This window comes from Sphingomonas edaphi (genome assembly GCF_003583725.1).
Lineage (GTDB): Bacteria > Pseudomonadota > Alphaproteobacteria > Sphingomonadales > Sphingomonadaceae > Sphingomicrobium > Sphingomicrobium edaphi.
The window spans coordinates 183,345-202,071 of the sequence record NZ_QXTF01000001.1 but is presented as its reverse complement, the minus strand read 5'-3'; the positions used below and the strand labels follow the sequence as shown (position 1 = coordinate 202,071).

16 protein-coding genes and 1 tRNA gene are annotated in these 18,727 nt (G+C 60.1%); 9 read left to right on the top strand and 8 right to left on the bottom strand.

Going from position 1 to position 18,727, the window contains the following annotated elements; all coding sequences use genetic code 11:
- Positions 1-15: 15 nt before the first annotated feature.
- From D3M59_RS01020 to D3M59_RS01010, 3 genes are all read right to left on the bottom strand, one after another.
- Positions 16-1,206 (bottom strand): acyl-CoA dehydrogenase, encoded by a 1,191-nt coding sequence (locus tag D3M59_RS01020; protein WP_119530725.1) that lies wholly within the window; start codon positions 1,204-1,206, stop codon positions 16-18.
- Positions 1,207-1,251: 45 nt separating this feature from the next.
- Complete coding sequence (locus tag D3M59_RS01015; protein ID WP_119530722.1) at positions 1,252-3,384, bottom strand: outer membrane beta-barrel protein; 2,133 nt, start codon at positions 3,382-3,384, stop codon at positions 1,252-1,254.
- Between the two features lie 100 nt (positions 3,385-3,484).
- Positions 3,485-3,574: transfer RNA gene (locus tag D3M59_RS01010), tRNA-Ser, on the bottom strand.
- A 134-nt stretch (positions 3,575-3,708) separates the two neighbouring features.
- Between D3M59_RS01010 and D3M59_RS01005 the strand changes: the two genes are divergently transcribed.
- The 9 genes from D3M59_RS01005 (at position 3,709) to mazG (ending at position 12,214) form a co-directional block, all read left to right on the top strand.
- Positions 3,709-4,812: a lytic murein transglycosylase gene (locus D3M59_RS01005; RefSeq protein WP_119532799.1), complete on the top strand. Its 1,104-nt coding sequence runs from the start codon at positions 3,709-3,711 to the stop codon at positions 4,810-4,812.
- Positions 4,813-4,872: 60 nt separating this feature from the next.
- Complete coding sequence (locus D3M59_RS01000) at positions 4,873-6,048, top strand: D-alanyl-D-alanine carboxypeptidase family protein (RefSeq protein WP_119530719.1); 1,176 nt, start codon at positions 4,873-4,875, stop codon at positions 6,046-6,048.
- 10 nt (positions 6,049-6,058) lie between these two features.
- On the top strand, positions 6,059-6,691 hold the full coding sequence (gene tmk / locus D3M59_RS00995) for a dTMP kinase (RefSeq protein ID WP_119530717.1): 633 nt from the start codon (positions 6,059-6,061) through the stop codon (positions 6,689-6,691).
- A gap of 5 nt (positions 6,692-6,696) precedes the next feature.
- A complete protein-coding gene (locus D3M59_RS00990; protein WP_199662336.1) occupies positions 6,697-7,659 on the top strand; it encodes an AAA family ATPase in 963 nt (320 codons plus the stop codon).
- Between the two features lie 24 nt (positions 7,660-7,683).
- Positions 7,684-9,186: a methionine--tRNA ligase gene (gene metG / locus D3M59_RS00985; RefSeq protein ID WP_119530710.1), complete on the top strand. Its 1,503-nt coding sequence runs from the start codon at positions 7,684-7,686 to the stop codon at positions 9,184-9,186.
- On the top strand, positions 9,183-9,962 hold the full coding sequence (locus D3M59_RS00980; RefSeq protein WP_119530707.1) for a TatD family hydrolase: 780 nt from the start codon (positions 9,183-9,185) through the stop codon (positions 9,960-9,962). The genes metG and D3M59_RS00980 overlap by 4 nt, the downstream gene beginning before the upstream one ends.
- Positions 9,959-10,723 carry an MBL fold metallo-hydrolase gene (locus tag D3M59_RS00975; RefSeq protein WP_119530704.1) on the top strand — a complete coding sequence of 255 codons (765 nt, stop codon included), beginning with the start codon at positions 9,959-9,961 and terminating at the stop codon, positions 10,721-10,723. The genes D3M59_RS00980 and D3M59_RS00975 overlap by 4 nt, the downstream gene beginning before the upstream one ends.
- Positions 10,720-11,307, top strand: a complete 588-nt coding sequence (locus D3M59_RS00970) for a retropepsin-like aspartic protease family protein (RefSeq protein ID WP_147416672.1) — start codon at positions 10,720-10,722, stop codon at positions 11,305-11,307. The genes D3M59_RS00975 and D3M59_RS00970 overlap by 4 nt, the downstream gene beginning before the upstream one ends.
- Positions 11,308-11,467: 160 nt before the next feature.
- On the top strand, positions 11,468-12,214 hold the full coding sequence (mazG, locus tag D3M59_RS00965; RefSeq protein ID WP_267896932.1) for a nucleoside triphosphate pyrophosphohydrolase: 747 nt from the start codon (positions 11,468-11,470) through the stop codon (positions 12,212-12,214).
- Here mazG and hflX read toward each other — a convergent pair.
- From hflX to dusB, 5 genes are read right to left on the bottom strand one after another with little or no spacing between them, the layout of a single operon-like run.
- Positions 12,177-13,475: a GTPase HflX gene (hflX, locus tag D3M59_RS00960; RefSeq protein WP_119530696.1), complete on the bottom strand. Its 1,299-nt coding sequence runs from the start codon at positions 13,473-13,475 to the stop codon at positions 12,177-12,179. The two genes, mazG and hflX, sit on opposite strands and share 38 nt — an antisense overlap.
- On the bottom strand, positions 13,472-13,966 hold the full coding sequence (hfq, locus tag D3M59_RS00955; protein WP_119530693.1) for an RNA chaperone Hfq: 495 nt from the start codon (positions 13,964-13,966) through the stop codon (positions 13,472-13,474). Before hfq ends, hflX begins: the two co-directional genes overlap by 4 nt.
- A gap of 8 nt (positions 13,967-13,974) precedes the next feature.
- Positions 13,975-15,354: a nitrogen assimilation response regulator NtrX gene (gene ntrX / locus D3M59_RS00950; protein WP_119530690.1), complete on the bottom strand. Its 1,380-nt coding sequence runs from the start codon at positions 15,352-15,354 to the stop codon at positions 13,975-13,977.
- Complete coding sequence (locus D3M59_RS00945) at positions 15,354-17,627, bottom strand: sensor histidine kinase NtrY-like (RefSeq protein ID WP_119530688.1); 2,274 nt, start codon at positions 17,625-17,627, stop codon at positions 15,354-15,356. The genes ntrX and D3M59_RS00945 overlap by 1 nt, the downstream gene beginning before the upstream one ends.
- 52 nt (positions 17,628-17,679) lie before the next feature.
- Positions 17,680-18,678 (bottom strand): tRNA dihydrouridine synthase DusB, encoded by a 999-nt coding sequence (dusB, locus tag D3M59_RS00940; RefSeq protein ID WP_119530685.1) that lies wholly within the window; start codon positions 18,676-18,678, stop codon positions 17,680-17,682.
- Between the last annotated feature and the right edge of the window lie 49 nt (positions 18,679-18,727).

Here is an 18,727-nt window from a genome sequence, read left to right as displayed (position 1 = left end):
AGGCTGGGGTAGCGGCTAGAAGGCCGCAATCCCCGTGATCGCCCGGCCCAGAATCAGCGCATGCACGTCGTGCGTACCTTCATATGTATTGACGGTTTCCAGATTGGCGGCGTGCCGCATGACCTGGAATTCTGCACTGATGCCATTGCCGCCGTGCATGTCGCGGGCGACGCGGGCAATATCCAACGCCTTGCCGCAGTTATTGCGCTTCACCATGCTGATCGTTTCCGGGATCAGCTTGCCTTCTTCCAGGCGTCGGCCGATGCGCAGCACGGCCTGCAGACCCAACGTGATTTCCGTCACCATATTGGCGAGCTTGAGTTGCACTAGCTGAGTGGCGGCGAGGGGACGGCCGAACTGCTTGCGATCAAGCGTATACTGGCGTGCCGCGGCGTAGCAGGCCTCTGCCGCGCCCATCGCGCCCCAGCCAATACCGTAGCGGGCTCGGTTCAAGCAACCGAAGGGACCCTTGAGGCCGCTGACGTTTGGCAGCAAAGCGTCCTCCCCGACTTCGACGCCATCCATCACAATCTCACCGGTGATCGACGCGCGAAGCGAGAGCTTATCTTTGATCTTGGGGGCGCTGAGGCCCTTCATACCTTTTTCCAGGATAAAGCCGCGGATCGCGCCGCCATGCTCTTCCGACTTAGCCCAAACGACGAACACGTCGGCGATGGGTGAGTTGGTGATCCACATTTTGGTGCCGGTCAGCTTGTAGCCGCTCGCGGTCTTCTCGGCCCGTGTCCGCATGCCGCCGGGGTCCGAGCCCGCGTCTGGTTCGGTCAGGCCGAAACAGCCGACCAATTCACCCTTGGCCAAGCCAGGCAAATATTTGCGGCGCTGTTCGTCAGATCCGTAGGCGTTGATTGGATGCATCACCAAGGAGCTTTGCACCGACATCGCCGACCGATATCCCGAATCCACGCGCTCAACCGCCCGGGCAATGAGGCCGTAGCTTACGTAACCGAGCCCCGCGCCACCGAATTCTTCAGGGATGGTCGCGCCGATGAGGCCCAACGAACCCATTTCGCGCATGATCTCACGATCGAAGTTTTCGTTGAGATAGGCCTCGGTGACCCGCGGCTGCAGTTTCTCCTGCGCGTATGATTCCGCCGTATCGCGGACCATACGCTCTTCGTCGGTCAGCTGATGGTCAAGATCGAACGGATCGGCCCAGTTGAACGGCAGGATGGCAGGCTCGCCCACGTTATTCTCCGCGTGAAGAGGTTGTTGGGGCGCCCTTTAGCCTCGCTAACTGGGCTGCGCCACCCCACCGCCGTTGCCGCCGCCGCCGAAGCTCTGTTTCAGGGTCAGTCCCAAATTCAGGTGACGGTTCCGCTCCCGAAATTCGTTGATGCTCCCAACCGGTGTTGCACGGTTTGGGAAGAATATCAGGCGGTTTCGGTTGCCCGACGTGTCAAAGGCATTGTCGACGTCAAAGGTGATAGTCGTGCCCGGACGCGGGCGATACTCGACGAAGGCCGACCCAAAGGGACCACCATTGTAGTTGGTGTCGAACTCGTCCGTCCGGAAAAAGGTAAATCGATCGCGATCATTTATCACGATGCCGTAGGAGAAATCCTTGAGGTCGTGACGGACATCGACGCTCCATTCCCAGTCAGGGAAGAAGCCGGAGAAGTTACGGTTCCGGCCGCTGATTGGGTCTTCCACGCGGGTGCGCTGCAATTGCCCATTGAATTTCACCCTAACGCCTTTGAGGCCTAGCTTGGTCAGCGGCGCATCAAGGGTCAATCGCGCAAAATAGCGCTTGCCAGTGCCGAGGTTGCCCGGTGCATCAAAGCCGTTGCCCTCATCGTCAAAGAGCAAGACACGGTCCTGCAGGTCGTTGACCAGGTCGTAGCCGAGATCGAGTTTGGCCAGGCCGTCGCCGAGAATGGGATGTTCGAGCGTACCACGGAATTCCCAGGTCTGTTGCGGAACGAGGTTGGGATTGCCGCCATTGACTCGGTCGACCGACAGTTCGGCCGTGCTGATGAAGTCGTAAAAGTCGAGTTGGGCGACGTTCCGGCGGACCGAAAGCTGTCCATGCCATCCATTGCCGCCCTTCCAGTCGAGGGTCAGACTGGGCTTCCAGAACCGGAGCGTGCGATCATCGGTCGTGTCGCCGCGAACGCTGATATGCGAATATTCGTAATTAAGGCCGGCATCGAGGCGGATTGCGCTCGATAATTGGCGACCAACTCGGACATAGGCTTCGGCGCGCTTTTCCTTCACGGTTGCGTCGTCGATCGGCAGGTCGATCTGGACGGGATCGCCGCCTGCGAGGAATTCGAAGAACTGGACCTGGTGGTCGAGCGTGTTCAGTGCTCCCTCGACGCCCGTCTCAACCGAAAACCCGGAGAGATTCGACCGTGTCCAATTGAGGCGCAAAATGGATTCATTGCGCTGGGCGTCCTGTAATTGCTCGAAACCGCCCAACAGCTCGCCGCCACCGTCAGTTCGGAAGCGATAACGCTCCAGGTAGTCGCGCTCGCGACGCGTTGCCAGACCGACGAGCTTGATTGCGCCACCCGCTAGCGGGCGCGTGACGTCTCCACCAATCTCGAACACCGGGTTCTTGAAGTCTTGCAGCAGATCGTCGTCGCGCTCGTCGTCGCCGGACGGCGTCACATGGTTGCGCTGCGTCAGGTAGAATTTGCCCGGTGACCACCGGCCGTTGAGGCGGATCGCCTTGTCCTGCGCTTGTTCTAGTGCCCAACTAGCCGAAACGTAGGGATTGAAGTCGCGGTAGCTGTTATACTTCCGGCGGAACTCGATCAGGTCGCCGGTCTCGGGATCAGTCAGCGTGTCAGTGCCTTCTTCCAGGTTCAGCACATTGCCGGTCCCGGCCGAAAGGTTGATTGTCGATGCGCCCCGGCGAATGAGAGCGGACGCGGAAACGTCAGGAACAACGCGGCCCGTGTAAAGGCGACGAACCGATCCCGTCACATTGCCATCGATGCCGCCATCGGATGACAGGATGACGTTTAGGACCTGGCTGCGCGTGGCATACTCAGCGCCAAATAAATCGCCCGGCCCAACCTCGACCCGCGCGACGCGGCTGGCTGGAATGCGTGCAAGGGTCGTTTCCAGCGTTTCAGATTTAGAACTTGGGCGAGCCCCGTTGATGACGACGTTGCCCGCTGCGCCGGAGAATCCGCGGGTGTCGAGATTGCCGAGGTCCAAGGCAAAACCTGGCACCTGCCGCGCGATATCGAGCGCGTTCCGCGGAGCATATTGATTGAAAAAGGCAGAGTCATAGCCGGTCGTCCGGGCGGACGCCGCGGTTACAGCGGACAGGTTGCCGCCATCTTGCGCCGTCGCAGGCGCCGCGATTCCTATGGATAGTGCGAACAGGCTCAGCCCATGTCGGACGCGACGCATAAAAACTCCCCCTTGAAAACTTTCGGTCGGGCTATTCGGGTTTGATTGGCGAGAGGAGCCGCGTTCGATCAATCGACAAACGGTTCGACCGGGCGATGAATGGCGGAGAGGGTGGGATTCGAACCCACGGTGAGCTTGCACCCACGGCGGTTTTCAAGACCGCTGCCTTAAACCACTCGGCCACCTCTCCGCGAAGCACGGTCATGCTGGCTTCAGACAAGCCCGCCTAAGGCAGGGCGATGGGCTGTGCAAGTCGCGGGATGAATGCAATGGGCGTCGGCGATGTCCACCGCTAGCCTTTGGCCAACGGTAAAGGGGATGGTGATGATTTCGCGTGTGGCGTTGCTTACGATAGGCTTGGCAGGCAGCAGTCTTGCGGCCCAGGCTGACCCCTTGGCGCCTTTGCCCGATCGCCGGGTAACTCAAGCTGCCGTGCAGGCACCATTCGCACAACCGGCATTACCGACGCCGATTGTCACGGGATTCGCCGGTTACAAGCAGTATCTGAGCAGCAAAGCACGCGCAGCCCGAGTGCGCGAAGCAACTATCCAGGCAACAATCCCGTATCTGGCACTCAATGACCGCGTTATTCGTCTGGATCGCGCGCAACCGGGCGGCGTCAACAATCCCAACGCTATTCCGCCTTTCGAGCCCTATCGCCGCCGCCACGTGACATCGTCGCTGATCAGCCGGGGCAAGGCGCGCTATCGGGCCAACTACAGCCGGCTGGTCGACATCGACCGGCGATATGGAGTTGAGCCGCAAGTTTTAATGGCAATCTACGGCCATGAGACCAGCTATGGTGCGGTCACTGGCGGTTTCGATCTGCTCAATGCTCTCGCGACGCTCGCATATGAAGGTCGCCGTCGATCATTCTTCGAAGATGAGTTTGTTGCTGCGCTCCAGTTGCTTGACCGCGGAACACCTAGGTCTCGCTTGAAGGGTAGCTGGGCCGGCGCCACGGGTTTTCCTCAGTTCATGCCGTCGAACGTTCTTCGGCTTGCAGTCGACGGGGACGGGGACGGTTACGCAAATATCTGGTCGAGCGAGCCAGACGGGCTGGCGTCAATCGCCAATTACCTGCGCGACGCGGGTTGGAAGCCGAACGTGCACTGGGGAATTCCAGTCCGGGTACCGTCCACGCTCAACCGCGCGGCAATCGTCACTCGCTTGACTGCGCCGCGCTGCGAGGCCGTTTACAAGCGCCATAGCCAATGGAAAACAATGCGGGAGTGGCGGGCGCTAGGGGTCCGGCCGGTTCGGCGCACGCTACCAGACAACGAAATGGCAACGCTCATTGAGCCCGACGGGCCAAATGCGACCGCCTATCTTCTCTCGACCAATTACCGCGCGATCCTCGATTATAACTGTTCAAATTTTTATGCGCTTTCGGTTGGGTTGCTGGCCGATGCAATCGCTGGCGATTGAGCGCGGGGCGCGCTAGACCCTCACGCTGTTCCTCCATCCAGTCCGGAGCCGTCGACCCCAATGATCCGTGCTACCTTGTTCATCGCTGCAGCCTCCCTCGTTGTCACCTCGGCCGCACCCGCCAAAGCGCCGCCGTTCGATACGGCAGCCCCCATTGCCTATTTGCTCGACCTGTCATCGGGGGCGGTCCTTCTTTCCAAGGATGCAGACCGGCGCATCCCGCCAGCGTCCATGGCCAAAATGATGACGACCAACGTCGCGTTCGAGTTGATCGACCGGGGCGAATTGCCTCTGAACAAAATGTGCACCGTCCGGCCGGAGACATGGCAGAAGTGGCACGGGCCGCAGGCCGGATCGACCATGTTCCTTTCGCCAAACGAACAGGTCAGCGTCGAAAACCTGCTGCATGGCATCGTCACGCTTTCGGGCAATGACGCTTCCGTGGTTCTCGCGGAATGCATCGCGGGAACCGAGGAGGCATTCGTCAATGTGATGAATGAAAATGCCCGCCGCCTCGGCCTCACCAATAGCCGCTTTGGAAACTCAAACGGCTGGCCCGATGAAGGACGGACGTATGTCACGGCGCGCGATCTCGCGACCCTTGCTCGGGCTGAAATCGAAAATCACCCGAAATTGTACAAGCAGTTCTACGGGCAAACGAGCTTCACTTGGGGCAAGACGCTCGGCTCTGGCGCCGCGATCACTCAGGCAAACCGCAACCCGCTGCTCGGCAAGGTTGCCGGTGCGGACGGCCTGAAGACGGGGCACACCGAGGAGGCCGGCTATGGCTTCACCGGGTCGGCCGAACAAAATGGCCGACGCCTGATCATGGTTCTCGCCGGTGTCGATAGCTTCACGGGACGCATTAACGAATCCGTCCGGCTCATGGAGTGGGGCTTCAACGCCTGGCAACTCAAGCCACTGTTCAAGGCTGGCACCTCTGTGGGTAACGCTAAGGTCCAGCTGGGGAGCGACAGCGAAGTCTCGCTCATCGCGCCCCGCGATCTCGCGGTGACGATCCCTGCTGGCGTCCTGTCCAAGGTGGGCGGAATGAAGATTCGTTACCAAGGACCCGTCAAGGCACCCATCGCAAAGGGACAGCATATTGCGGATCTCGTCGTCGCCATGCCCGACGGTGAGCAGGTAATGCCGTTGGTCGCAGCAAATGCCGTCGATCAGGCAGGATTTTTCGGCCGGATGTGGATCGGCCTGAAACAGCTATTCGGCATGGCCTGAGGCAAATCGGGTGGCGCGTGGTCGCTTTATCAGCCTGGAAGGTGGGGAAGGGGTGGGAAAGTCCACCCAACTGACAGCGCTTGCGCAGGCGCTCGAGGGTCGCGGTCTGAAAGTCGTCGTCACACGAGAACCCGGGGGAAGTCCCGGCGCCGAGGCGATCCGCAAACTACTCCTGGAAGGCGATGAAAAGCGCTGGAATCCGCGTTCGGAAGCCCTGCTGTTCGCGGCAGCGCGATCGGACCATATCGAGAAGACCATCGTTCCGGCCCTGGAGCGCGGCGAGTGGGTGTTGTCGGACCGGTTTCTCGATAGTTCGCTGGCCTACCAAGGGGAGGCTGGGGGGCTCGGCATCGATGCCGTGCGTGACCTTCACCGGTTCGGGAGCCAGGATTTCCTTCCCGATCGTACACTTGTCCTGAGACTCGAAGACGATGCGGAAGGAGCGGCGCGTGCGCGGGTCCGCGATGGAAATCCGGGCGACCGCATCGGATCGCGGCCCCCGACCTACCATGCCGCAGTAGATGCAGGCTTTCGTGCGATAGCAAGCAAGGAACCCGATCGGGTGAAGCTAATCGATGCTGGCGGAACGGCGGCGACCGTGACTGCGCGGCTGCTTTACGCACTGGGTGATCTGTTGCCGTGACACTCATGGGCCAAGACACGGCGGTCGACCAATTCGCATCGGCATGGCGCTCCGGGCGCGTTCATCATGCGTGGCTGCTGGCCGGTCCTAAAGGAGTCGGCAAGGCAAGCTTCGCGCGAGCTGCCGCGCTCCGTTGCCTCGCAGAGGCCGCGGGGCCTGCTGTTTCATCGCCGTGGCCCGAAACACCGACGGATCACCCCGTCTCGCGGTTGTTAGCGGCGGGATCGCACCCCGATTTTCGCTGGATCGAGCGCCTTGAGAATGCCCGGGGTGACGGATTAGCCCGCAACATCTCGATCAAGCAGATCAGAGAGTTATGGAAGCTATTCTCGGTGGTGCCATCGCAGTCGCCGTGGCGAGCCGTGGTAATCGACAGCGTAGATGATCTGGAGGGCCCCGCGGCGAATGCCCTGCTCAAGATGCTGGAAGAGCCGCCGCCTAACAGCCTGTTTTTTCTGGTTAGCCATTCACCGGGACGATTGCTTCCGACCATCCGGTCGAGATGCCGGCGGCTTGAATTTCATCGCCTTAGCGATGACGTCATGACGTCACTTATAAATCATTGGGACGAAAGCAAAAATTGTAAAGATGTCCAGGCGCTGGTCGACGTTGCGCAAGGATCGATTGGGGCTGCCATGGAAATGGCCGCGCTCGACCTTGCGCCGTTGGCAGCCGAGGCGCTGACCATTCTTCGCGACGGTGATCCCGATAATGGCCGCCGCTCGAAACTCGCGAGTACCCTGTCCGGGAAGGCAGCGGCCGAACGTTATGCTGCATTTCTCTCCCTTGTTCCGCCGCTTATCGCCAAGGAAGCGGTGGATCGGGAAGGCGACAGCCTGGCGCGAATCCTCGAGGCTTATTCCCAAGCGCGTGAAACCAGCGCAATTGCGCCCAGATTGTCCCTCGATCCGGCGGCGACGGTGTTTCATATCGGCGGCATTCTCGCGTCCGCCTCCTTGAAGCGCTAGGGGCGGGCGGCTAGGGCCTTGCCCATGGCCGAGCCCTTCTACATCACTACCGCTATCAGCTATCCCAATGGTCGACCCCATATCGGCCACGCCTACGAGGCGATCGCTGCCGACGCCATGGCGCGATTTCGCCGCGCACAGGGCCGCGACGTGCGTTTCGTGACCGGAACGGACGAGCATGGACTAAAAATGGTTCAGACGGCTCGCGCCGCAGGGCGGGATACGCTCGATTTTGCGACCGAAATGTCTGCTTATTTCAAGGAAATGTGCGCCCGACTTAACATTTCCTATGATTGTTTCATGCGGACTAGTGACGCCCCTCATCACAAGGCCAGCCAAGCGATCTGGCAAGCGATGGAAGCGGCCGGGGACTTGTACCTTGATCGCTATGAGGGCTGGTACTCGGTTCGCGACGAAGCGTTCTACGACGAAAGCGAGCTCGTCGCCGGGGAGGGGGGCGAAAAGCTTTCTCCGCAAGGAACCCCCGTTGAGTGGACGGCCGAAGAGACCTGGTTCTTCCGCCTTTCGAAATATCAGGAGCCGCTCCTCAAGCTGTACAACGAACAGCCGGGCTTCATCATGCCGGAGGGGCGCCGAAACGAAGTTGTTCGATTTGTCGAAGGCGGCCTCAAGAATCTGAGCGTCTCACGGACCAGCTTTGATTGGGGTGTCCCCGTGCCGGGCTCGCCAGGCCACGTGATGTACGTCTGGGTCGACGCACTCACGACTTACATGAGTGGTTTGGGCTACCCGGACATGGGCGGAGATTTTGCGCGGTACTGGCCAGCCGACGTCCATCTCATCGGGAAAGACATTGTTCGCTTCCACGCGGTGTATTGGCCGGCGTTCCTGATGTCGGCGGGATTGCCCCTGCCGCGGCAGGTGTTCGGCCACGGCTTCATTCTTGCCAAGGGCGGTGAGAAGATGTCGAAATCGCTCGGCAATGTGGTGGATCCGATGGAAATGGCAGATCGCTACGGCGTCGACGCGCTCCGATATTTCCTCCTTCGAGAAGTTAGCTTCGGGCAGGATGGAGCGTACAGCCACGAGGCGATCGTCAATCGAGTGAACAGTGAGCTAGCAAACAGCTTCGGGAACCTAGCGCAGCGCAGTTTATCGATGGTTTTCAAGAATCTGGGCGGGGTACTTCCTCCGGCTGGTGAACTCTATCAAGACCGGGAGTTGCTCGATCGCGTCGATCACGCATGTGAAAATCTAGCCAAGGAATTCGACCGCTTTGCGTTCTCGGTCGGCCTCGATGCCTGGATGGGGGCGGTATTCGCCTGCAATGCTTATATTGACGAGGCCGCCCCTTGGACACTTCGCAAGACTGACCCCGAGCGAATGGCGGCGGTACTTGGCACGTTGATTTCCGCCATTCGGAGGCTCGCCGAGGCGGTCGCGCCTGTGATCCCAGAGTCTGCCGGCAAGATCATCCACCTGATTGACAGCGGAAAAGACGGCGCGCCCATTGACCAGCCCGTCCCGTTGTTCCCGCGGTTGGAGCTCGAAGAGGAGGCGGCATGAGCCTGATCGACAGTCATTGTCACCTCAATTACGAGGGTCTCGCGGAGCGTCAGGACGAAGTCCTCCAAGCGGCAAGATCGCGCGGCGTTCGGGGCTTTCTCAACATTTCGACCAAGCAGAAAGAATGGTCAAATGTGGTCGGCGTTGCCGAGCGCAATGATGACGTCTGGGCGAGCATTGGTGTGCATCCCCACGAGGCCGACACGCACCCAGACCTAGGCGCCGCCATGCTGATAGAAGCGGCCGGTCACCCGCGTGTGGTTGCGATCGGGGAGTGCGGACTGGACTATTATTACGACAAGTCGGATCGAGCGGCGCAGCGTGAGCGGTTTCAGGCGCACATCGAGGCCGCCCGGGCAACGGGTCTGCCTTTGGTCGTCCACACCCGCGACGCTGAGGAGGATACGGCAGACATTCTGACCCGCGAAGTCGGGAAGGGGGGCGTCGCCGGTGTGCTGCACTGCTTTACCGGAAGCGCGAGCCTTGCCCGGACTGCCTTGGACTTGGGCTTTTATGTTTCCTTGTCAGGGATAGTGACGTTCAAGAACGCCAAGGAACTTCAAGAAACGGCGAAAATCATCCCGCGGGACCGGCTGCTGGTCGAGACGGATGCGCCATTCCTTGCGCCGGTGCCTCATCGTGGCCAGACGTGCGAGCCCGCTTTCGTTGCCGATACGGCTGCTTTCCTGTCGGACCTGCGCGACGAGCCGCTTGATGAGCTTTCCGCCGCAACTACCGCCAACTTCTTCAGACTGTTTGATAAAGCCGCCGCGTGAAGATCAGGATCCTCGGCTGCGGTACCTCTTCCGGCGTGCCGCGGATCGGGAATGATTGGGGCGATTGCGATCCATCAGAGCCCAAGAATCGTCGCACGCGATCTTCAATCTTAGTGGAAAGCGCAGGCGAGCGGCTGCTGGTCGACTGCGGACCGGACATGCGCGAGCAGCTCATAGCGGCGGACGTCGATGCGATTGATGCCGTCCTGGTGACGCACGACCATGCGGACCATTGTCACGGCATCGACGATGTGCGGCAACTTTCCCATCTCATCGGGCGGCCGGTGCCGTTGCTGGCCCGGTCGGAAACACTGCGGCGACTTGGTAAGCGATTTGCCTATGCCTTTGATGGATCGCCACTTTATCCGGCAGTCGTGATGCCAGTCGAAATTGGCAAAGAATATCTGTTGGGAACTGCGCAGCTGAGTTTCACCGATCAACCTCACGGCGGAATTACCTCGCTCGGTATTCGCATTGACGAGGGTCAGGCTACTGCAGCTTACGCCATCGATTTCCACGACTTAACCGATGATATGGCGCGTTTGTATCAAGGCGTTGATCTGTGGATTTGTGATTGCCAGCGGCTTGAGCCACATCCAACGCATGCCCATCTTGATGCCGTACTCGGCTGGGCCAGGTCTCTAAATGTCGGGCAATTGTTGCTGACGCATCTCGACAAGAGCATGGATTATGCCACGCTTATTTCGGTCTTGCCCGACTGGGCAGCGCCTGCGTTCGACGGACAGGAGTTCCTTTTGTGACGAACGACTGGATGCTCGGCAGCCTTTACCTGCTGATCGCCATGATGCTGGTCGGTGGATCATTGATTTCTCGTCGAGAACCCTTCGCCAAACTGCTCACTATGGCGCTCGCATGGATTGGCATTTTCGGCGCCGGCTTCGTGCTTTTTACGTTCAGAGATGACCTTGGCTATGTGGCGCAACGCATCAAGGCCGAAGCGACTGGTGATCCGGTCGTTGAGGACCAGGAAGTGCGGATCCCGATGTCCATCGACGGCCATTTCTGGGTTGAGGGCTCGTTGAACGGCAGCCCGGTCAAATTCCTCGTCGACAGCGGAGCCACAATGACCACGATTGGTCGAGAAACGGCGAAGGCTGCAGGCGTTCCGATCAGTTTAACCCGCAACCAGGTTGTCCGCACTGGCAACGGGATGCTTCGTGTCTCAACAGGAAAAGCGGATAGCCTTGCAGTTGGGCCGATCGAGCGGACGGATGTTGGCATTCATGTCGCAGACCATGAAGACTTGAATGTTCTGGGCATGAATTACCTGTCGTCGCTGCGGCGCTGGGGAGTCGAGGGACGATGGCTTGTGCTAGTAAGCTAATCCCATGAAATCGCTCTGCTATTAGCTGTTCGCATTTAACATAATACATATTATCATACTTCAAGGTGTGCTGAGATCTGCAATGGAATATGAGCACTTCCCTCAGGAATCGGATGTCACTGATCGCCAAGGCCGTGACGGTGCGGCCCTACATCGCCTTGTGCAGATCATGGCTCGCCTACGGGACCCTGCAACTGGGTGCGAATGGGACCGTGTACAGACGTTCGATACGATCGCTCCGTTCACGATCGAGGAAGCCTATGAAGTGGCGGACGCCATCCATCGTCGGGACATGGCTCAGTTGGCCGACGAGTTGGGAGACCTGCAACTACAGGTCGTTTTCCATTCACGCATGGCTGAAGAACTCGGCCATTTCTCGATCGCAGACGTGCTGACTGCCGTCTGCGACAAACTTGAGCGGCGCCATCCTCACATCTTTGGCGATGCGGCCGATGGTGGTCATCACCTGTGGGAGGTCATCAAAGCCGAAGAACGAGCCAGCCACCCGGACAAGAGCGCTCTGAGCGGCGTTGCCCTCGCCCTCCCAGCCCTTGAGCGTGCCGCAAAGCTTCAAAAACGTGCAGCCAGGGCCGGATTTGACTGGCCGGACATTGAAGGGCCGAAAGCAAAAATTCGCGAGGAGCTCGACGAAATTGCTGCGGCACCTCCGGAGGAGCTCGAGGAGGAGGTCGGCGACCTCCTATTTGCCGCCGTAAACTTCGCACGGCATCTGAAGATCGACCCGGAAGAGGCCTTGCGAAAGGCTAACCGGAAATTCGAGGAGCGCTTCCGGGCGATCGAGGCAACCCCAGGCTTTAGTGACCTTTCACTTGAGCAGATGGAGCAGCTATGGATCGCCGCCAAATCAGCTAAAGGCGCTGGAAGCGAGCCCAGTTCTCGGGACTAAGCTTCACGGCCAGATGTAACCGGTCTCCCTCGCTTCGCTGCTCGACAACCTCTCCACGCGCATGAAGCCACGCCGCCCTGGTCCCGTCGCCCGCCTCCAGCGTTAGTTGATGTGTTTGCGCGCCTGAGTGGAGTTCGCCCGCAATCACTTCGCGCAGGTCGTCGATTCCATCACCGGTAATTGCCGATACGGGCACGACGCGCTCTTTCCGCGCAGCTTCTGTCAAAATTCGCGCCCGGTTTTCGTCGTCGAGTGCATCGATCTTGTTCCAGACTTCGATCCGCGGCGGCGACTCATCCTTGTCCAAGCCCAGAGACGCCAAAACTGCCTCGACATCGGCTGCCTGAGCTTCTGAGTCAGGATGGGAGATATCGCGGACGTGCAGGATCAAGTCAGCGGACTCCACCTCTTCCAGCGTTGCACGAAACGCGGCGACCAATTCAGTTGGAAGATTTGAGACAAAACCGACGGTGTCTGAAAGGATCGCTTTGTCAAAGCCCGGTATTTTCACGTGCCGCATGGTCGGATCAAGCGTTGCGAACAGCAAATCCTCGGCCATCACTGAAGCCTGCGTCATACGGTTGAAGAGCGTGGACTTCCCGGCGTTCGTATAGCCGACCAGCGCGATGACGGGCCAAGGCGCTTTTTGACGTCGGTCACGGTGAAGTCCCCGCGTTCGCGTGACTTGGGCGAGTTCCTTCCGAATCCGTGCCATCCGGTCACGGATCATTCGCCTGTCGGCCTCGATCTGCGTTTCACCAGGCCCGCCGAGGAAGCCGAAGCCGCCGCGCTGACGCTCAAGGTGGGTCCAGCTGCGAACCAGCCGGCCTGCCTGATAATCTAGGTGGGCCAGCTCGACTTGAAGCCGCCCTTCGGCCGTCGCGGCACGCTCGCCGAAGATCTCCAGAATCAGGCCAGTGCGATCAATGACCTTGCACTTGGTCAATTCTTCGAGGGTCTTCTGCTGGACAGGTGACAATGCCGCGTCGACGAGCAGCAGCGTTGCCTCATTTTCTTCGGCGATCGTTGCGATTTCCTCGGCTTGCCCTTTGCCGAACAAGCTTGCTGGGCGAACCTGGCGAAGCCGGTAGGACCTCTTCGCCACGACGTCGATGCCGATCGCCGCCGCGAGACCGGCTGCCTCCTCGACCCGGGCTTCGATCGACCGCAGTCCTCCCTCCCCGACGCGTTCGGGTACGACGAGCAAAGCTCGCTCCCCACGCGTTACGCCGCTGTCGTCATTGCGATTAAAAACGCTCAGCTATCATCTCCCGCGCCTGACTCGTCTTCGCCCAATCGGAGCGCCTCATGAGGCTGCATGGTCGATATTGCGTGCTTGTACACCAACTGGACTTGCCCTCCTCGCTCAAGGAGCAAGGAAAATTGGTCGAAAGCACCGACAACCCCTTGAAGCATTACGCCATTCACCAAGAAGATCGTCATCAGTTCCTGCTGGCGTCCGGCGGCCTGCAGAAAAATGTCCTGCAGGGCAGGCCTTCGACCATTGCCCCCCTCCCCGACGCTTGAAATAACGAGGTCCGCTGGCGGTTCGGCGGGCATGATTGTGGAGATCGCATGCTTATATACGAGCTGGCTGCTTCCGTCGCGCCGGAGCAGCAGCGAAAAGGCGTCGAACCAGGTCACGATCCCCTGGAGCTTAACACCCTTGACCAGGAAAATGGTCACAGGTGTCTTGGATCGGCGGATCGAGTTTAGGAATTGATCCTGCAAACTCAGCGTCTTTTCAGCCATTGCTTAGACTATTCCTCATCACGCTTATCGCCGAGTCCAAGCGCCTTCAGCTTTCGGTGGAGCGCCGAGCGTTCCATACCGATGAACGATGCTGTTCGAGAGATGTTGCCGGAAAAGCGGCGGATCTGGATTTTCAGATACTCCCGCTCGAAACTCTCCCGTGCTTCCCGTAAAGGCGAGCCCATAATCGCCATCGATGCACCCCCGAGGCCCGCAGAGCCTTGTGAATCGATGATCTCTTGCGGCAGTAGATCGACCTCGATGCATCCAACGCGATCCCCGGGCGTGAGGATTAGGGTGCGCTCGATAATATTCCGGAGCTGGCGGACATTCCCCGGCCAATCATGCGCCTGCAACGCGGCCATCGCATCCTTTGAGAGCTCCGGTGTCTGGATGCGCCGTTCGGCAGCGAAGCGAGCCAGGAAGTGGTTGACCAGCTCTGGAATGTCCTCACGGCGCTCGCGCAGCGGGGGAATTCGCACGGGGACGACGTTCAGCCGGTAGTATAGGTCTTCGCGGAACCGCCCCTCGCTGATTTCGTCCGCTAAGTTCCGGGATGTTGCGGACAGCACGCGGACATCAACCTTCACAGGTCTTTGGCCGCCGACGCGAGTGTAACTTTGATCGGTCAGTACCCGCAGGATCTTGGCTTGCGTCGTCGCCGGCATGTCCGCGATTTCATCGAGGAACAGCGTTCCGCCGTGGGCTTGTTCCAGCAGCCCCGGTCGTGAAACGCCGTTCTGTTCGATCCCGAACAGCTCCTCTTCCACCCGCTCCGGAGTCATCATTGCGGCAGAGAGCACGATGAACGGCGCTGCCGACCGCGGACTCCAGTTATGGATCATCCGGGCAGCGATTTCCTTGCCGACGCCCGCGGGTCCGGTGATCATTACGCGGCTGCCCGTCGGGGCGACGCGTTTGAGGGTCGCCCGGACCGTATTGATCGCAACCGACGTGCCATCGAGCTGATCGTCCGGGCCGACCTGCATTCGAAGGTTGGCATTTTCCCGGCGCAGCCGGTCGGTTTCGGTTGCCCGCCCGACCAGGTGCAGCAGCCTGTCTGCCTTGAACGGCTTCTCAATGAAATCGACGGCTCCCTCTCGGATAGCGGCAACGGCGGTGTCTAGATTTCCGTGGCCGCTGATCATCAGCACCGGCAGTGTCGGGTCGCGACCCTTGATCTGTTCAAGCAGTTGCAGCCCGTCGAGCTTTGAGCCCTGAAGCCAGACATCGAGCAGGACTAGGCTGGGCCGCCGGTCATCGATCGCATCAAGCGCGCTGGTGCTATCTGCAGCTGAGCGGACCGCGTAGCCCTCATCTTCTAGGACGCCTGCAACGAGCTCCCGAATGTCGGCTTCATCGTCCACTACCAGCACTTCGAGCGCCATTAGCTTGGCTCCTCCTCATCATATTCGTCGTCGTCACCCTTGGTGCGGAGCGCCGCAGGGCCTTCAGTTTCCAATGCCGCCAATCGGTCGGCATCGAAGGCAATCCGCACTCTCGTTCCTCCCCCGGGCCGGTCGAGAAACGCTATTTCGCCGAGATGTTCTTCGACGATCTTCTTAACGATTGCGAGGCCCAGCCCGGTTCCGCGAACGCGCGTCGTCATATACGGCTCGGTCAGCCGCTCTCGGTCCTGCGGCAGGCCAATGCCGGTGTCAGTGATGTCGAGCACCAGCTGCTCGTCGTCGCGGCTGATCGCGAGATCAATCCGATCCCCGTCAGGATTACCATCTCCGGACTTGCGTCGGGCTTCGATAGCTTCGACCGCATTCTTGACGACATTGGTCAAGGCCTGGCCCAACTGTCTGCGATCGCAAACCAGTGGAATTGGGCCGGTTGCCGGGTCTAGTGAGAAAGAAATGCCTGGATGAGCAACTTCATGCAGGAAGAGCGCCGCGCGGGCGATGTCGTGCACATTCTCCTGACGGAAAACAGGCTTGGGCATCCTCGCGAAGTTTGAGAACTCATCGACCATGCGCCGTAGGTCGCCCACCTGCCGAACGATCGTGTCGGTCAGCCGTGAGAAGGTCTCGGGATCCGAGCCGATCTCGCTACCGTAGCGGCGCTGGAGCCGTTCGGCGGCTAATTGGATTGGCGTCAGCGGGTTCTTGATTTCGTGAGCAATGCGGCGGGCAATATCCGACCAGGCCGCGCGACGCTGGTCGCTCAACTGTTCGGTGATGTCGTCAAACGTCAGCACCGAGCCGTCGGCGTACCGCATCCGCTTCACAGCGAGCGTCCGTTGGCCTTCAACCGAATGGATGAGAACCGTCGCTTCCCGCGCTTCGCCGGAAAGAAATTCGTCCAACTCCGGTGAAACGGTACGCACGTCCTTGCCTTCGATACCTTCCTCGCCATGCTGAAGGAGCGTCTCGGCTGACCGATTGGTCAACTGGACGATCCCCTCCCCGTCGACGGCGATCACGCCCGCCGTCACGCTGGAAAGCACCGCTTCGATGAAGGCGCGGCGGGTGTCGAGTTGCTGGTTGGCGGCCATCAAGGCGCCAGTCTGCTCTTCAAGCCTGCCGGTCATCCGGTTGAAGGCCGTGCCCAACATGGCGATTTCGTCGGTCGGCCGTCCGACGGCTACGCGCGCGGTAAGATCGCCTTCCTCGACGCGGCCAGTGGCATCAACGAGCTCCTCGACGGGCCGCAGCAATCGATCTGCAAGCTTCAGAGCTGCAAAGATGGACAGGGCGACGATGACGAGTGCACCAGCCAGCAAAGCGGCATTGAACTGGAGTTGGTTGGTGCGGCTCCGTTCCAGCAGGGTGCGATAGTCAGTCAGCACGCCATTCGCCCGCTCGATCTGCTGGCGGAAGTCGTCACTGACCTGGCGCGCTACGAACAGGTAGGTTCCTGGCTCATTGCCGACAGGCGCAAGTACCGCAATCCGACCGCGTGTGAGCACCTCGGCCGCCTGTGTCTTGCCTTTGAGTTGAGTGAGCGCCTGAGCCACCCGCGATGGGTCGATCAGGCCCTCGTAATAGTTGATCTCGTGAACGACGTTGAGTTGTCCACTGGCATCGATAGAAATTACAGCAGCTTCGTTGAGGCTGCGCTGGTAGGTCTGGTAAGCCAGAAATTCTCTGAAGCGCGGGTTCTCCAAAGGCTTCGGGCCAAGGACTTTGTAGAAATCCTCTACCATTGTGACGCCCTCGGCGCCGACCCGGTTCACTTCACTATCGTAAGCAGACTGGGCAAGCGCGACCGTGTTTTCCAGCATTCCGCGCGCCCGGTCGGAGAACCAGAACTCAAGGCCTGATTGCAGCAACAGCGCGGCGAAAATCGAGACGATTACGGTCGGGACGGCGGCGATGACCGAGAAAAGAGCGACCAGCCGAGTGTGCAGTTGGCCCGTTCCAATGGCGCGGTTGGCGGCCCGTGCGTTCGCGATTTTGCGCGACAGGAGGACCATGAGAGCGATCGACGGAATGAGGTTTGCAACGAGCAGCAATGCAATTTGCGGCGGCGACAGCATGACGCCGGGCGCTGCTTCGCGAGTCAGGACTACATAGCTGAGCGCAAGCGTTCCCGCGAGCAGGATGCCAACGGCAATGGTCGCCCAGTTGTAAATGCGCCCGCTGGCCTTCTCCCGCGCGAACCAATTGGCTGCGCGCCCGTCAATCAACCCGGAATCGGCCACTTGTGCGTCCATCTAACGCCGGGCGTAGCATGGACGCGTTGCATAAAAAACACAGTTTGTGGGATTAGGCCGCCGCCTTCTCGAGCCACGGCAAATAGAATTCGCGCAGCATGCCGATGACCACGGCGGGATCGTCCTGGGTGTTCACCCGATTGCGAAATTCCGCAGAGCCGGTGAGGCCCTTTGTGTACCAGCCGATATGCTTGCGCGCCAAGTTGACGCCGGTCTGGCGACCGTAGAGCGACTGCATCGCGTCATACTGCTCGAGGATGATTGCCAGCTGTTCGTCGAGCGTCGGGTCCGGCTTGTCGCCGTCGCCCGATAGGTCGGCCATCACCTGTCCGAGCAGCCAAGGCTTACCGTAGGTACCGCGGCCGATCATTACCCCGTCCGCGCCCGACTGTTCGAGGGCGGTGCGCGCGTCTTCTCGGCTGCAGATGTCGCCGTTGACGATGACGGGCAGCCGCGTCGCGTCCTTTACGCGGCGCACAAAGATCCAGTCAGCCGATCCCTTGTACATCTGGTTGCGCGTGCGTCCGTGGATCGTGATCATCTGGATACCAAGGTCTTGGGCAATCCGGGCCAACTCGGGTGCGTTTAGGCTGTCGTGGCACCAGCCCATGCGCATTTTCAACGTTACCGGGACTTTGACGGCCTTGACCGTTGCTTCGATAATTGACGCCGCAAGTGGCAGGTCGCGCATCAAGGCAGAACCGGCATCGCCGTTGACCACCTTCTTGACCGGGCAACCCATGTTGATGTCGATAATCGCCGCGCCGCGCTGCTCGTTGAGCTTCGCCGCTTCCGCCATTTCGATGGGCGCGCAGCCTGCGAGTTGAAGGGAAACCGGCTCCTCGCTCGGGTCCCAAGCCGCCTTTTGGAGCGACTGGCGCGTTTCGCGGATCATCGCCTGGCTGGCGATCATTTCGCTAACCGTCAGGCCGGCGCCGAAGCGCTTGACGATCTTTCGGAACGGCAGGTCGGTGACGCCCGTCATCGGCGCCAGAATGACAGGCGCGTCGATGGTCACGGGTCCGACCGAGATGGGCTTCGTCAGGCTCATGGGAAGGCGCGCCTTTACATGAAGGCCATTGAGCGGGCAAGGCGCGCGC